This window comes from Streptomyces sp. NPDC057939, from assembly GCF_042887545.1.
In the GTDB taxonomy this organism is placed as follows: domain Bacteria; phylum Actinomycetota; class Actinomycetes; order Streptomycetales; family Streptomycetaceae; genus Streptomyces.
Window position 1 is genome coordinate 1 of the sequence record NZ_JBHVPG010000051.1, and the last position, 14536, is coordinate 14536.

Consider the following 14536-nt stretch of genomic DNA (forward strand, 5'->3'; position numbering starts at 1 on the left):
CTCCGGAGGGGCCGCGGGGGCCTTCGTACGTCGCCGGGCGGGGGCGCCTCCCGGGCGGGCTCAGACCGTCGGGAGGGACGGCGCCGGCGAGGTGAGGCGGCCGTCGGTCATCGTCACCGTCCGGTCCGCGCGCTCCAGGTGGGCGTGGTCGTGGGTGACCAGCACCGTGGCCGTGGACCGCTCGCGCGTGAGGGTGACCAACAGGTCGAGCACGGCCGCGCCCCGCTCGTGGTCGAGGGCGCTGGTGGGTTCGTCGACGAGCAGCACGGACGGCTCGTTCATCAGGGCGCGGGCCATGTTCACTCGCTGGCGCTGCCCGCCGGACAGCTCGTGCGGGCGCTTGCCCGCCTTGTCGGCCAGGCCGACCGCCTCCAGCAGCTCCACCGCGCGCCGGCGCAGCAGCCGGGCCGGTCGGCCGGAGATGTGGCTCATCACCTGGAGCTGCTCCAGCGCGGTCAGCGACGCCAGCAGGTTCGGCTGCTGGAAGACGATGCCGATCTCCTCCCGCCGCAGGGCCGACTTCTCGGCGGCGCCGAGCGTCGCGGTGTCGCGACCCGCGACGACGACCCGACCCGAATCCGGGGTGACCAGGGTGGCGGCGACGGCCAGCAGGCTGGACTTGCCGGAGCCGGACGGGCCGATGACCGCCGTCATGGTGCCCGCGGGCACCTCCAGGGACACCGCGTCCAGGGCGGTGAGGCGACCGTCCCCGTCGGGGTAGGTGAGCGTGACGTCGTGGACGAGCAGGGTCATCGGGCGCTCCCGAGGGCGGTCAGCGGGTCGACGGCGGTGATCCGTCGGATGGACAGGGCGGCGCCCAGCACGCCCAGCGCGATCATGATCGCGGCCGGGACCAGCACCGTGGCCGCGTCGAGGACGAAGGGCACGTCACCCCCGCTGATCAGCGCGCCGGCGGCGACGGCCAGGCCGGTTCCCGCACCCGTGCCGATCGCGAGCATCACGACGGCCTGCCCGAGCGCGTCCCTCAGCAGGTACGGGGTGGAGGCGCCGAGCGCCTTCAGGACGGCGATGTCGCCGCTGCGCTGGATCGTCCACACCGTGAAGAAGGCCCCTATGACCAGGGCCGAGATGGCGAACAGGAAGCCGCGCATCAGCTGGAGCGAGCCGTTCTCCGCCTGGTAGGACCCTATGGCGCCGAGGGCGTCCTCGACGGTCAGGGCGCTGGTCGAGGCGGCCCGGTCTCCGGCGGCCCAGTCCACGGACCCGTCGCCCCTCAGGGCCAGGACGGTGGCGAGGGACTCCAGCGAGGTACCCGGGTTGCCGACGCGCTGCCAGTCGTTGATGTCCATCCACACCACCGGGGTGTGGCTGTAGGAGGCCGTGCCGGCGACGGCGGCCACCGTCAGCTCCAGCGGTCCCGCCTTCAACCGGCCGCCCGCGGCGAGCCCGCCGAGCTCCGCCGCGGCCTTCTCGCTGAGGACCACCTGCCCCTGCGTGAGCCCGGCCCCGGCGGGCGCGAGGTTGCCCGCCGACTCGACGCCGAAGAGGGACACGGCCGCCGTGCGCTCACCCGCGACGGCGTTCGTGGTGCGGATCCCGATCGGCTCCGCCGCCTTCACCCCCGGCCGCTCGCGCCAGGCCCGCCAGGCGCCCTCGGGCACCTGGGAGCTGGTGAAGGACACCTTCTGGTCCCCGGCCGGCGCGGCGAAGGCCAGCCGGGTCGCGGGCAGCCCCGTGATGGCCGAGATGTTCTCCCGGGCCAATCCGGAGGTGAGTCCCGACAGCAGGCCGACCAACAGCGTGATCAGCAGGACGACGGAGCCCATGAGCGCGAACCGGCCCTTGGCGAACCGTAGATCTCTCCATGCGACGAACATGCCCCCACCTTGGTCTTCCGTGTGGGCACGGGACATCGCGCCACAGTAGGGATCCTCGTATCGAAAGGGGGCTCCCGACATCGAACTTTTGGTTGACCGGTACCCCCGGCCGCCGACTTACGCTGGTCGGGCCATGTCCGACACCCCGCGCCCGCGCCCCCTCACCCCCGTCTCCCGCGTCCTGCGCCTGTGCCTGCACGCGCTGCTGTTCGGGCTGCTCGCCCTCGCCGCCGGCCGGGCCGTCGCCGGATCCGCCCCGCACGCCGGGGCGGTGACGGCGGCCTGCGCGCTGCTGGCCGCCGTCTACGTGGCCGGCGTACTGGCCCCCGCCGTGCAGAGCTCCCCGCGCGCCGCGGCCGTGTGGTTGGCCGGCGTCGGGGCGGCCTGGGCCGCGCTGCTGGTGGTCTCCCCCGACGGGCTGTGGATCGCCTTCCCCCTGTACTTCCTGGAACTGCACCTGCTGCGGCTGCGTTGGGGCATCGCGGCCGTCGCCGTCACCGCCTGCGCGGCGATCGGCGGGTTCCTCGCCCACAGCGGCGCGGTGACCCCCGGGGCCTTCCTGGGACCGCTGCTGGGCGGGGCCGTCGCCGTCGCCACGGTCCTCGGCTACCAGGCCCTCTACCGCGAGAGCGAACGCCGCCGCGAGCTCATCGAGGAACTCATGGCCACCCGGGCCGAACTGGCCGCCGCCGAACGGGGAGCGGGCATCCTCGCAGAACGCGAACGCCTCGCCCGGGAGATCCACGACACCCTCGCCCAGGGTCTGTCCTCGATCCAACTGCTGCTGCGCGCCGCCGAACGCGCCCTGCCGCCGGACACGCCGGCCGCCGAGCACATCGCCCGCGCCCGGGAGGCCGCGCAGGAGAACCTCGCCGAGGCGCGCCGGTTCGTACGGGCCCTGACCCCTCCGGACCTGGAGCACGGCTCGCTCGCCGGGGCTCTGGAGCGACTGTGCTCGGGGGTTCCCGGTCCGCGCGTGCGGTTCTCCGTGAGCGGCGACCCACGCGTCCTGCCCACCCCCTACGAGGTGGCGCTGCTGCGGATCGCCCAGTCGGCGCTTGCCAACGTCGTACGGCACGCGCGGGCCGGGCGCGCCGAGATCACCCTGACCTTCATGGACACCTCGGTGACCCTGGACATCGTCGACGACGGCCGGGGCTTCGACCCCGCCGCCGCCCCGTCGACACCCGCGGGCGCGGGCGGCTTCGGCCTGCCCGCGATGCGCGCGCGGGCCGAGACCCTCGGCGGGCTGTTCACCGTCGAGTCCGACCCGGGCCAGGGCACCGCCGTGGCCGTCACCCTGCCCCTGCCCCTGGAGGCGTCCTGATGACGATCCGGCTGCTGCTCGCCGACGACCACCCCGTGGTGCGGGCCGGGCTGCGCGCGGTCCTGGACACCGAACCGGACTTCGAGGTGGTCGCGGAGGCGGCGACGGCGGAGCGGGCGGTGGAACTGGCGGCGTCCGAGCCGGTGGACGTGGTCCTGATGGACCTCCAGTTCGGCGCCGGGATGCACGGCTCGGCGGCCACGGCCGCGATCACCGCGCGGGCCGGCTCCCCCCGGGTGCTGGTGCTGACCACCTACGACACCGACGCGGACATCCTGGCGGCGGTGGAGGCGGGCGCCGCCGGCTACCTGCTGAAGGACGCCCCGCCGGAGGAGCTGGCGGCGGCGGTGCGCACGGCGGCCGCCGGCCAGTCGGCGCTGGCCCCGGCGGTGGCGCTGCGGCTGATGGACCGGATGCGGACGCCCGCGGAGGCGTTGACGAAGCGGGAGCTGGAGGTGCTCCAGCTGGTCGCCGACGGCCTGTCGAACCAGCAGATCTCCAAACGGCTCTTCCTCAGCCAGGCCACCGTCAAGTCACACCTTGTGCACGTCTACGCGAAGCTCGGCGTCGACTCCCGTACGGCGGCCGTCGCGGTGGCCGGCTCCCGCCGGCTGATCCGCCGCGCCCCGTAGCCGGCCGGGGGTGGGGCCCGCCCCCCTGTCGGGACACCGGCAGGCAGGCGGGCGTGCGGGCCCCCGGCGGCGGGAGCATCGGGGTGTCGCGTTCCCGACCCGAGAGCGAGTGCCCGTGTCCACCGAGTTCCGACCCACCGCACCCGGCTCCCCCGCGACCGGTTCCCCCGCGACCGGCCCCCGCGTCCCGGGCCCACGCCCTCCCGGGCCGGCCGCGGACGCCTCCGCCGCCGGTCCGCCCGCGGTCGTCCGTACCGCCTGGGCCCTGTGGCTCACGGCCGTGGGGGCGGGCGTGTTCGAGACCGTGCTCATGGTCGGCCGGTCGCCGGACGACGCCGGAGCGGGCCTGTTGTTCCGGTTCGCCGTGTTCACCGTCGCCGTCCTCGTCGCCTTCAGGATGCGCTCGGGCGCCCGTTGGGCCCGCATCGCGCTGGCCGTGGGCCTCGGGGTGCTCGGCACCGCCTCGTTGGTCGTCCAGCCGATCGGGTACCTGCTCGACGGCGGCGGGCTCGGCGACGCGCTCGGCCGGGCCGATTCCCTGGACCTGGTCTTCGGCGCGAGCCGCATCCTCCACCTGACGGCCGTCCTGACCGCGCTGCTGCTCATGTTCCGCCCCGCGGCGAACGCGTACTTCCGCGCCCGCCGCTGACCCGGCGGGCGCCCGAGGGGACTCAGGCCACCCAGTGCGGGCGCTCGACCGCCGGAGCCAGCGGCACGCCGTCGTGGAAGGCCTCCGCGAGGAGCCGTACGCCCTCGTCCAGCCGGTCCGCGGGCAGGGTGTACGGGATCCGCAGCCGGTGTTCGAAAGTACCCGGGTCGACACCGAAGCGGGCCCCGCGCCCGATGTGCACGCCGACGGCCGCAGCCCGTTCCGCGAGCGCGGAGCTGACCGGTTCACCGAGGTCCACCCAGAGCGAGAGGCCCCCCGGGGGCAACTGCCAGGACCACTCGGGCGTGTGCCGCTGGAGGGAGGCGACGAGGGCGTCGCGCCGGTCGCGCAGCTGGTCGAGGCGCTCCGGCAGGGTCCGGTCGAGGGCGTCCATCAGGGGGAGCGCCACGACCTGGTCGAGCACGGAGCCGGTCATGTCCGCCGAGACCCGTACGGCCGTCAGCTCGGTGATCATCTTGGCGGTGGCCCGGACCCAGCCGACGCGCAGGCCGCCCCAGTGGGTCTTGCTGAGCGAGCCGATGGTGATCACGTGGTCGGCGCCGCCGCGCGGGGCCAACGAGGCCAGCGGCGCGGGCGCCGGTACGTCCAGGGCGATGTCGGCGATAGTCTCGTCGACGACCAGCCAGGTGCCGGTGGCCCGGGTCGCGGCGAGGAGGCGCAGCCGCTGCTCCGGCGGCATCAGCGCGCCCGTGGGGTTGTGGAAGTCGGGGATCACGTACGCGAGGCGCGGGACGGTCTGGCGCAGCGTGGACTCGGCGATCTCCAGGTCCCAGCCCGCGTCGGAGACGGCGATGGAGCCGGTCCGCAGCCGGGCGTGGCGCAGGGCGTCGAGGGCGTTGGCGTAGGTGGGGTTCTCGGTGACGACCCGGTCCCCGGGTCGGCAGAGCAGGCTGACGACCAGGGCGAAGGCCTGCTGGGCGCCCGCGGTGACCAGGATCTGCTCGGGGCGGGTGGGGAGCCCGCGCCGGGTGAACCGTTCGGCGACGGCGGTGCGCAGGTCGGGCAGCCCGAAGGGGTGGTAGCCGGGGGTGCGGGCGAGTTCGGGCAGTCGGGGCGCGGCCCAGGCCAGGGCCTCCGCGAGGCTGCCGTCGGGGGCTCCCATGGCGGCGATGGCGAGGTCGATGCCCGGTTCGTGGTCGGCACGGCCGCCGATGCCTCCGACGAGGGCGTGGGCGCCGACGGGGCGGTGGCCGTCGGGCAGTTCGGTCCAGGTGCCGGAGCCGCGCCGGCTGCGTACGTAGCCGCTCTCGCGGAGCAGGTCGTAGGCGCCCGTGACGGTGGCCCGGGCGGCGCCGACGGCCTCGGCGAGCTCGCGTTCGGCGGGAAGGCGGACGTGCAGGGCGATCCGGCCGTCGAGGATCAGGGTGCGGAGCGCGTCGGCGAGGGCCCGGTAGCCGGGGCGGGCCAATACCTCCACGGGCAGCAGGGCGGCGAGCTGCCGGCTGCCGATCATTCTGTCCGCCGTCTGGACCACTCGCCCGTTTGCCATGCCAACCTCCCCTGATTGGCTCTGCCTGCCAGGCCAATCCGGGTCCAGACTCGCCTCATTGGACCCCGATTGGCAAGGAGAGCCCGCCATGCGCACCTCGACGTACACCTCCACGCTCACCGATCGTGACGAGCGGGCCCTGGCGGCCGCGGCCGAGAACCGGATCTCCGAGCCGCTGCGGATCGGCGCCGCGCTCGCGGCCGTACGACGTGCCTTGGCGCGGCGCTCGCCCCGCGCGGGGAAGGGGCGAGAATCGGTGCCATGTCAGCAGCCGAACACCTCACCGGGCGCCCCGCCGAGTCGCCCACTGCCGCAGTAGCCGACCCGACCGGAGCGGGGCCGACGGTCGCGGGCCTGCTGCTCGCCGCCGGCGGCGGGCGGCGGCTCGGCGGACGCCCCAAGGCCCTGCTCCCCCACCGGGGCCGCCCGCTCGTCGAGAACGCGGTGCGCGTGCTGCGCGAGGCGGGCTGCGGTCCGATCCACGTGGTGCTCGGAGCCTCGGCCGCCGAGGTCCGCGAGCGCGCCGACCTGACGGACTGCGTCGTGGTGGACAACCCGGACTGGGAGGAGGGCATGGGCTCCTCCCTGCGGGTCGGCCTCGACTCCCTGGCCGGCACGGGGGCCGGCGCGGCCCTGGTCTCCCTCGTGGACCAGCCCGGCATCGGGTCGGCGGCCGTGGCCCGGGTCCGGGAGGCGTACCGCTCCCCGACGAGCCTGGTGGCGGCGGCGTACGACGGGGAGCGCGGGCATCCGGTGCTGTTCGGGGCGGACCGTTGGGCGGACATCGTGAGGACCGCCACGGGCGACCGGGGTGCGCGCGTCCATCTGAGGGAACACGCGAAGGAGGTCATCCTGGTGGAATGCGGTGACATCGCGCAGGACTACGACATCGACACCCCGCCCGACCTGGCCCGTCTCGACCCGGCGGGACCGGAGGGCGGCCTGCGCGGGGCGTGACCGTCATGGCACCGAGGGCCACCAGAAGGCGGAATCTGTCGACTCGGAGAATCTCGATATCAACAAACCATTGAACTTCCACCATGAGGAAATTACTATCCACTGGTCAGAAGCGCCCTGAACCCCCAGACGGCGCCCGCGACCGTATCCCGGAACTCTCCACACCCGACGGCACTGCGTGCCGTCCAGCGCGAGCATTCCCCCGCGGCCGCCAGGCACCGCCGCTGAAGGAGTGACAGATATGTCCGCACCAGCGCCGTCCCCGCTGGCCATCGTCGACGCCGAGCCCCTGCCCCGGCAGGACGAAGTCCTCACCGAAGCGGCCCTCGCCTTCGTGGCCGAGCTCCACCGGCGGTTCGCCCCCCGCCGCGCCGAGCTCCTCGCCCGACGCGGCGAGCGGCGCGCCGAGATCGCCCGGACCTCCACCCTCGACTTCCTCCCGGACACCGCACAGGTCCGCGAGGGCGACTGGAAGGTCGCGCCGGCCCCGGCCGCGCTGAACGACCGCCGCGTGGAGATCACCGGTCCGACGGACCGCAAGATGACCATCAACGCCCTGAACTCGGGCGCCAAGGTCTGGCTCGCCGACTTCGAGGACGCCTCGGCTCCCACCTGGGAGAACGTCGTCCTCGGCCAGCTGAACCTCATCGACGCCTACGAGCGTCGCATCGACTTCACCGACCCGCGCACCGGCAAGGCGTACGCGCTGAAGCCCGCCGACCAGCTCGCGACCGTCGTCATGCGGCCGCGCGGTTGGCACCTGGAGGAGCGCCACCTCCGCTTCGAGGGCGGCCCCGCCTCCGGCTCCCTCGTCGACTTCGGCCTGTACTTCTTCCACAACGCCCAGCGCCTGATCGACCTCGGCAAGGGCCCGTACTTCTACCTGCCGAAGACCGAGTCCCACCTGGAGGCGCGCCTCTGGAACGAGATCTTCGTCTTCGCCCAGGACTACGTCGGCATCCCGCAGGGCACGGTCCGCGCGACCGTCCTCATCGAGACCATCACCGCGGCCTACGAGATGGAAGAGATCCTCTTCGAGCTCAAGGACCACGCGGCGGGCCTGAACGCGGGCCGCTGGGACTACCTGTTCTCCATCGTGAAGAACTTCCGCGACGGCGGGGCGAAGTTCGTCCTGCCGGACCGCAACGCGGTGACGATGACCGCCCCCTTCATGCGGGCGTACACCGAACTGCTGGTCCGCACCTGCCACAAGCGCGGCGCGCACGCGATCGGCGGCATGGCGGCCTTCATCCCGTCCCGCAAGGACGCCGAGGTGAACAAGGTGGCCTTCGAGAAGGTCAAGGCGGACAAGGACCGCGAGGCCGGCGACGGCTTCGACGGCTCCTGGGTCGCCCACCCCGACCTGGTCCCGATCGCGATGGCGTCCTTCGACGCGGTCCTCGGCGACAAGCCGAACCAGAAGGACCGCCTCCGCGAGGACGTCTCCGTCGCCCCCGGCGAACTGATCGCGATCGACTCCCTGGACGCGAAGCCGACCTACGAGGGCCTGCGCAACGCGGTCCAGGTCGGCACCCGCTACATCGAGGCGTGGCTGCGCGGCCTCGGCGCCGTCGGCATCTTCGGCCTCATGGAGGACGCGGCCACCGCCGAGATCTCCCGCTCGCAGATCTGGCAGTGGATCAACGCCGGAGTCGTCTTCGAGAACGGCAGGACCGCGACGGCCGAGCTCACCCGTGAGATCGCCGCCGAGGAGCTGGCGGCCATCCGCGCCGAGGTCGGCGAGGAGGCCTTCGCGGCCGGCAAGTGGCAGCAGGCCCACGACCTGCTCCTGCAGGTCTCCCTGGACGCCGACTACGCGGACTTCCTCACCCTTCCCGCGTACGACCAGCTCATCGGCTGACCACCGCTTCGACTGTCACGCACAGCGGTCGAATCACCGGCTCCGCCCCCGTCGCCCCCGAGGCGACGGGGGCGGAGCCGTTTTCGGTCCCTCCCGAACCCGGCTTCCCCCGCGCCCGGTTCGGCCGAACATGCGGAATCCACGCGTCCCGAACGACCGATCGGTCGTTACTCCATCGTAATCTGCGGCTACCTAGCGGTAACAACCGTCGGCATGTCACCTTTCCGAAAGCCACCGGCCGGCGGTACCCCCACTTCCCCAGCCACACACCGGAGTTCTTGCCGTCTCCGGCGTGGCCTACCGCAGGAGTTCCGCAGTGATCGGATTCCGCAACGCCAGCAGGAGCAGGACCGGCGGCCGGGTGCGACGGTCCGCCAGGGCGGCGGTGGCGCTCTCCGCCGCCGCCGGAGCACTGATGACCGTCGGCGCCGGCACCTCCACGGCCGTCCCGCAGCCCGGCCCGGGCACCGGCCCCACCGCCGTGGTGTCCATGGGCGACAGCTACATCTCCGGCGAGGCCGGACGCTGGAAGGGCAACAGCCTCACGAACAGCGGCAGCAGGAACGGCACCGACCGGGCGTGGGTCAGCGGCAGTTCCTACGATCCCGCCAAGGTGTACGGGGCCACCGCGGGCGGCTGTCACCGCTCGGACTCGGCCGAGGTGTTCAGCGCCGGCCCCCTCGCCGAGACGGCCGTGAACCTGGCCTGCTCCGGAGCCGTTTCGGCGAACGTGTTCCGGGGCTCGAACGGCGGCGTCGCCTTCAAGGGAGAGGCCCCGCAGGCCGATCAGCTCGCGGCGGTGGCCGCGAGCCGGAACGTGAAGGTCATCGCCCTCTCCGTCGGCGGGAACGACCTGGGCTTCGCCGACATCATCAAGGACTGCGCGCTCGACTTCGTCATCTGGAACTCGTACTGCTACGACGACCAACAGGCGGGCGTCGACCGGAAGATCGACGGGGTCATGGCGAACGTCGGCAAGTCCGTCGACGAGATCCGGGCCGTGATGAGCGCGGCCGGGTACGCGGACTCCTCCTACCGCATCGTGCTCCAGTCGTACCCGTCACCGATCCCGCGCGGCGCCGAGAACCGGTACACCCAGAGCGACTGGAGCCGCCTGAACACCGGCGGCTGCCCCTTCTGGAACCGGGACTCGGACTGGGCGCGGGATTCCCTCGTGCCGCAGATCTCGGGCCGCCTCAAGGCGGTGGCCGCCGCGAAGGGCGCGCAGTTCCTGGACCTGCGGGACATGATGCAGGGGCGCGAGGTGTGTGCGAAGGCCAGCAAGCAGGTCAGTTCCTCGGTACCGGCCTCGGCGAGGACGAGCGAGTGGGCCCGCTGGATCGACAACAACGAGTCGCAGGGCCTGATCCAGGAGTCCATGCACCCGAACCACTTCGGACAGCTGGCCGCCGGCCGCTGCCTGGCCCTGGCCGTCGCCCAGCCCGCGGGCTCCGGCGTCAGCTGCCGGAACACGGCCGGGGGCGACCACACCGGGATGTACCTGACGCCCGCGCCGTAGTCACCCCGCCGGGCGACACCGGACCGGCACGACGGAGCCGGTACGACGGAGAGGGCACGACGGGAGCGGGCACGACGAAGCGGACATGACGAGGCGGGCCGCACCCGGTCAGGTGGTTGCGGCCCGCCCCGTACATCTCGTTCCCTCTTCATCGCCCGCCATCCCTCCCCCGGCGGGGCGCCTCGCGGCGGCCGGTGGGGGTGGGGCGGAGGCTTCCGGTGGTCAGTTGGTGAAGACCTGGACGGTCCTGTCCCCGGACACCGCGACACCCGTCTTGGCGTAGGAGCAGTTCTTGATGTTGCCCGCGTGGCCGGGGCTCTTGAGCCAGGCGTCCACGGCCGCCTTCGCGTCGCCGGAGTTCTGCGCGAAGTTCTCCGCGTAGGCGTTGAACTCGGCACCCGCCTTCTTCAACCGGTCGGGAACGCTCGAACCGTCCGTGCCCACGTGGTTGGTGGTCGTGTCGTTCGCGTACTCCTGCGCCGCGGCGGTCAGTTTCGGGTCGACCGACAGTGGCTGGCAGCCAGCCTCCGTGCGGGCTTGGTTGACCAGCTCCAGCACCTGGCCCGGGTCGGCCGCCTGCGGGAGCGGTGCCGCGACTGCGGCCGTGGCCGCGCCCGCGGTTCCCGCGAGCAGCAGCAGCGAAGAGGCTGCCGCGAGGGTGCACCTGCGCCGTATGGATCCGGAAGCCATGGGGGTACCTTCCTTCTTCCGACAAAGGAGCGGCGGACGCAGTTCCGCCGCCGCTCGATCCCCATCACCCCGATTCTGCGCCGGGGCCCCGCCACCCGCATCTTCCGACGATAAAACCGCAGGTCAGAGCCCACATTGCCGGACCGGGAAGGGCCTCCTCCACCCCGCTCGGAGCCGCGTGGCGAGGGGCCCGGGCATCCACCCGTGCCACGCGTGGCCGGGACGCCGGCCGTCGGCCGGTCCCGGTGCGCCCGCGACGCCTCGCTCCCGGCGCGGCACGGCCGGAGCTACGTCGGGACTTCCTCGAACCGCCCCTGGGACGAGCCCGGTTGGCGCGGCAGGCCGGCAAGGGCCGTGGTGAAGGCGGCGCGGCAGCGCAGCCAGTCCGGGTCCGCCGTGGTGGTGTGCAGGTCGGCGAGTTTGGGCAGCAGGTCCGCCGAGAAGGCGCGGGCGGCCTCGGCGGGGAGCAGGGACGGCAGGTTGTCGATGGCGATCACGTCGAGCGGCCGGTCCCCGCCCCGCAGCCGCCGGGCCGGGACCGTCCAGTCCGTGAGCCGGTCGTAGACGGGCAGCAGGTGCAGCTCGGACCCGGTGTCGCAGGTGATGTCGGCGATGACCGAGAGCCTGCGGGAGCCCGTCCCCAGATCGGCCGGGGTCAGCAGCGGCGGCACGGGCCGGGTGGTGAGGACCGCGTTGATCAGGATGTCGTGCTCCAGCAGCGCGGCCCGGTCGAGGCAGGCGGTCGCGGTCCGCCCCCAGCGGGTGACCGGGATCCCCGCCCTGGTGAGGGCGTCGCAGGCGCCGCGCCCGCTGCGGCCGCCGGCACCGATCACCAGGGCGCGCAGCCCGTCGGGCGAGGGGGTCCGGAGCCGGGCGTCGAGTTCCTCGCGGGCCAGTGGCACGAGGGGTGCGGCGAGCCGGCCGCGGGCGTGCAGCGCGGCCAGGGCGGCCCCCGCGTAGCCCGCCCAGTAGCCGAAGGCGGCCAGCCTGCGGCCCTGCGCGTCGGCGAGGTACTCCAGGTCGAGCAGGGTTCCGCCGCCCGCCACGAACCGCCTCAGCAGTCCGGGGGCCTGGGCCTGCCCCTTGTAGGCGTGCCCGAAGTAGACGTGACGGTGGTGCAGGCGCTCGGGCGTGGGCGGGAGTTCCTTCAGGCCGAGGACGTACGCGTCCCCCGGCGCGGCCTCGGCCCAGGCCCCGGCCGGGGCCGCCCGGCAGCCGGCGGCGAGGTAGTCGTCGAGGGGGAAGACCCGGTGCGCCGAGTCCTCCACGGTGATCCGTACGCCCTGCCGGACGAGCCGTCCGGCGTCCTCGGGGGTCAGCGGCGCGCGCCGTTCGGTGGGACGGGTCTCGTTGCGCATCCAGAGCTGCGGAAGATCTGCCATCGCTGTGCCACCTGTCTGCTCAGAGGGGTGGGGACGAGCGGGCGGCGCGCGGGCCCGGCGAGGGCTACCGCGTGCTCATGCGATGTCTTTCCGCGTCGTATACGGCGCACGCGGGATGGCGCCCGGAACTCCGGGCCCGGGGGCACCGTGCGCACCTCCCGGGCGCACGGGTCCCAGTACGGCCTCGGGTGCGTCCGGGCGCCGGGGGCGTGCGCCGGGTGGACGCCGGCCGTGCGGGCGCGGGGAGGCGTGCGGCGACCGGTCGTACGGGGCGGTCGAAAAGGCGTGCGGCGGTGCGTACGCCACACCCGCAGTGGGTGACGTACGCACCGCCGCACGCCGGTCGGTGAGGGGGCGTCAGTGCACGAAGGCCGGTTCCTTGGCCGGTTCGGACGCCGCGCCCTTCTTGGCTCCGAGGTGGTTGAAGGCCAGGTTGAGGAGGATCGCCACCACGCAACCGGTGCTGATGCCGGAGTCGAGGACGACGAGGAGGTCCTTCGGGAAGGCGTGGTAGAACTGCGGCGCGGCGATCGGGATCAGGCCGATGCCGATGGACGCGGCGACGATGAGGGCGTTCTCGCCCTTCTCCATGGCCGCGCCCGCCAGGGTCTGGATGCCGCTGGCCGCGACGGACCCGAAGAGGACGACGCCGGCGCCGCCGAGGACGGGCAGCGGGACGACGCCGATGACGGAGGCGGCCATCGGGCACAGGCCCAGCAGGATCAGGATGCCGCCACCGGCGGCGACGACGAACCGACTGCGCACCTTGGTCATGGCCACGAGACCGATGTTCTGCGCGAAGGCGCTGCACATGAAGCCGTTGAACAGCGGGCTGATCGCGCTGCCGAGGGTGTCCGCGCGCAGACCGCCCTCGATGGTCTTCGCGTCCGCCGGCCGGCCCACGATCTTGCCGAGGGCGAGGATGTCGGCGGTGGACTCGGTCATGCAGACGAGCATGACGATGCACATCGAGATGATGGCGGCGACCTGGAACTGCGGGGCGCCGAAGTGGAAGGGGGTCGGGAAGCCGACGATGTCCGCGTTGCGGATGGCGTCGAAGTTGGTCATGTTCAGCGGTATCGCGATGAGCGTGCCCACTATCAGGCCCAGCAGGATGGAGATCTGCTGGAGGAAGCCCCGCAGGAACTTGCGCATCAGCAGGACGATCGCCAGGGTGAGGGCGGCCATGCCGATGTTCTGCATCGAGCCGTAGTCGGGGGCGGCGCTGTTCCCGCCCTGCGACCAGTTGAAGGCCACCGGGAGCAGGGAGACGCCGATCAGGGTGATGACCGTGCCGGTGACGACGGGCGGGAAGAAGCGTACGAGCTTCCCGAAGTAGGGGGCGGCGAGGAAGCCGACGAGTCCGGCGACGATGATCGCGCCGAAGATGATGGGGATGGCGTTGTCCCCCTCCCCCTTGCCGATGGCGATCATCGGGGTCACTCCGGCGAACGAGACGCCGTTGACGAAGGGGAGTTTGGCGCCGATCTTCCAGAATCCGAGGGTCTGGAGGAGGGTGGCGAGGCCTGCGGTGAAGAGGGAGGCCCCCATCAGGAAGGCCGTTTCGGTGGCGGAGAGTCCGACGGCCGGGCCGACGATCATGGGCGGGGCGACGACACCCGCGTACATGGCGGCGACGTGCTGGAGGCCGCTGGTGAACATTTTGAGCGGAGGCAAGGTCTCGTCGACCGGGTGCTTCCCCTCCGGTACTACGACTGCATCTTTGCGAAACCTGGGCGTTTCAGCCACGGCTTCCTCCGGTCGGTTAGACACGTCGGCAGGGACGTGGGTGTCATGGAGGTGGTGCGAAAGCGTGCTGGTCGAGCCTGTCTTCAGTTGTGGGTGGCAGTTCGAATGCTTGTCCCAAGGGGTGCGGAAACGATTCGCCCAAATCGGTTCCACGGATGGCCCGCGCCGGGGCCGGTGGTGCCGTGGCAGTGGCACGAGACCTGTGCCGCGGTGGGGTGGTTGTCACGAGTCACCGCCCCCGGGGGCGCCCTCGGATCTCTCCTCGGGCGCTTCCCGGGAACGGCTGCCGCGGACCCCGCTCGGGTCCGCGGCCGCCGGGGGGGGGGCGGCCCCCCCCCCCCGACCCCGGGGGCTGAGGGCCGCGCCGAGGTCCCCGCCGAGCGCGGGGCCGGGTTGACGCTGGGCACCCCCCACGCGGTCCC

Annotated in this window: 13 protein-coding genes; 7 read left to right on the forward strand and 6 right to left on the reverse strand. The window is 73.1% G+C overall.

The features are described from left to right. Positions 1–60: 60 nt before the first annotated feature. Positions 61–753, reverse strand: coding sequence for an ABC transporter ATP-binding protein (locus ACFVS6_RS34825; protein WP_389710384.1), 693 nt, complete (start codon positions 751–753; stop codon positions 61–63). Beyond that, positions 750–1838, reverse strand: a complete 1089-nt coding sequence (locus tag ACFVS6_RS34830) for an ABC transporter permease (RefSeq protein WP_389710386.1) — start codon at positions 1836–1838, stop codon at positions 750–752. The genes ACFVS6_RS34825 and ACFVS6_RS34830 overlap by 4 nt, the downstream gene beginning before the upstream one ends. Positions 1839–1971: 133 nt before the next feature. Between ACFVS6_RS34830 and ACFVS6_RS34835 the strand changes: the two genes are divergently transcribed. From ACFVS6_RS34835 to ACFVS6_RS34845, 3 genes are all read left to right on the forward strand, one after another. Further along, on the forward strand, positions 1972–3165 hold the full coding sequence (locus ACFVS6_RS34835) for a sensor histidine kinase (protein WP_389710388.1): 1194 nt from the start codon (positions 1972–1974) through the stop codon (positions 3163–3165). Next, positions 3165–3797, forward strand: a complete 633-nt coding sequence (locus ACFVS6_RS34840; RefSeq protein WP_389710390.1) for a response regulator — start codon at positions 3165–3167, stop codon at positions 3795–3797. Before ACFVS6_RS34835 ends, ACFVS6_RS34840 begins: the two co-directional genes overlap by 1 nt. A gap of 115 nt (positions 3798–3912) precedes the next feature. Further along, entirely contained in the window at positions 3913–4446 is a 534-nt protein-coding gene (locus ACFVS6_RS34845) for a hypothetical protein (protein WP_389710392.1), read from the forward strand. A 22-nt stretch (positions 4447–4468) separates the two neighbouring features. Here the strand turns inward: ACFVS6_RS34845 and ACFVS6_RS34850 are convergent, their stop codons facing one another. Beyond that, a complete protein-coding gene (locus ACFVS6_RS34850; protein WP_389710394.1) occupies positions 4469–5956 on the reverse strand; it encodes a PLP-dependent aminotransferase family protein in 1488 nt (495 codons plus the stop codon). Between the two features lie 88 nt (positions 5957–6044). On the opposite strand from ACFVS6_RS34850, the gene ACFVS6_RS34855 reads away from it, so the two are divergent. The 4 genes from ACFVS6_RS34855 (at position 6045) to ACFVS6_RS34870 (ending at position 10293) form a co-directional block, all read left to right on the forward strand. Further along, positions 6045–6275: a hypothetical protein gene (locus tag ACFVS6_RS34855; protein WP_389710396.1), complete on the forward strand. Its 231-nt coding sequence runs from the start codon at positions 6045–6047 to the stop codon at positions 6273–6275. Continuing rightward, positions 6218–6913, forward strand: coding sequence for an NTP transferase domain-containing protein (locus ACFVS6_RS34860; protein WP_389710398.1), 696 nt, complete (start codon positions 6218–6220; stop codon positions 6911–6913). The genes ACFVS6_RS34855 and ACFVS6_RS34860 overlap by 58 nt, the downstream gene beginning before the upstream one ends. A gap of 241 nt (positions 6914–7154) precedes the next feature. After that, positions 7155–8774, forward strand: a complete 1620-nt coding sequence (gene aceB, locus ACFVS6_RS34865) for a malate synthase A (RefSeq protein ID WP_389710400.1) — start codon at positions 7155–7157, stop codon at positions 8772–8774. A gap of 316 nt (positions 8775–9090) precedes the next feature. Further along, positions 9091–10293, forward strand: coding sequence for a hypothetical protein (locus ACFVS6_RS34870; protein WP_389710402.1), 1203 nt, complete (start codon positions 9091–9093; stop codon positions 10291–10293). A 222-nt stretch (positions 10294–10515) separates the two neighbouring features. Here the strand turns inward: ACFVS6_RS34870 and ACFVS6_RS34875 are convergent, their stop codons facing one another. The 3 genes from ACFVS6_RS34875 to ACFVS6_RS34885 form a co-directional block, all read right to left on the reverse strand. Further along, entirely contained in the window at positions 10516–10983 is a 468-nt protein-coding gene (locus ACFVS6_RS34875; protein WP_389710404.1) for a CAP domain-containing protein, read from the reverse strand. A gap of 287 nt (positions 10984–11270) precedes the next feature. Further along, a complete protein-coding gene (locus ACFVS6_RS34880; RefSeq protein ID WP_389710406.1) occupies positions 11271–12365 on the reverse strand; it encodes a saccharopine dehydrogenase in 1095 nt (364 codons plus the stop codon). Positions 12366–12722: 357 nt separating this feature from the next. Further along, a complete protein-coding gene (locus ACFVS6_RS34885; RefSeq protein WP_389710408.1) occupies positions 12723–14114 on the reverse strand; it encodes a nucleobase:cation symporter-2 family protein in 1392 nt (463 codons plus the stop codon). Between the last annotated feature and the right edge of the window lie 422 nt (positions 14115–14536).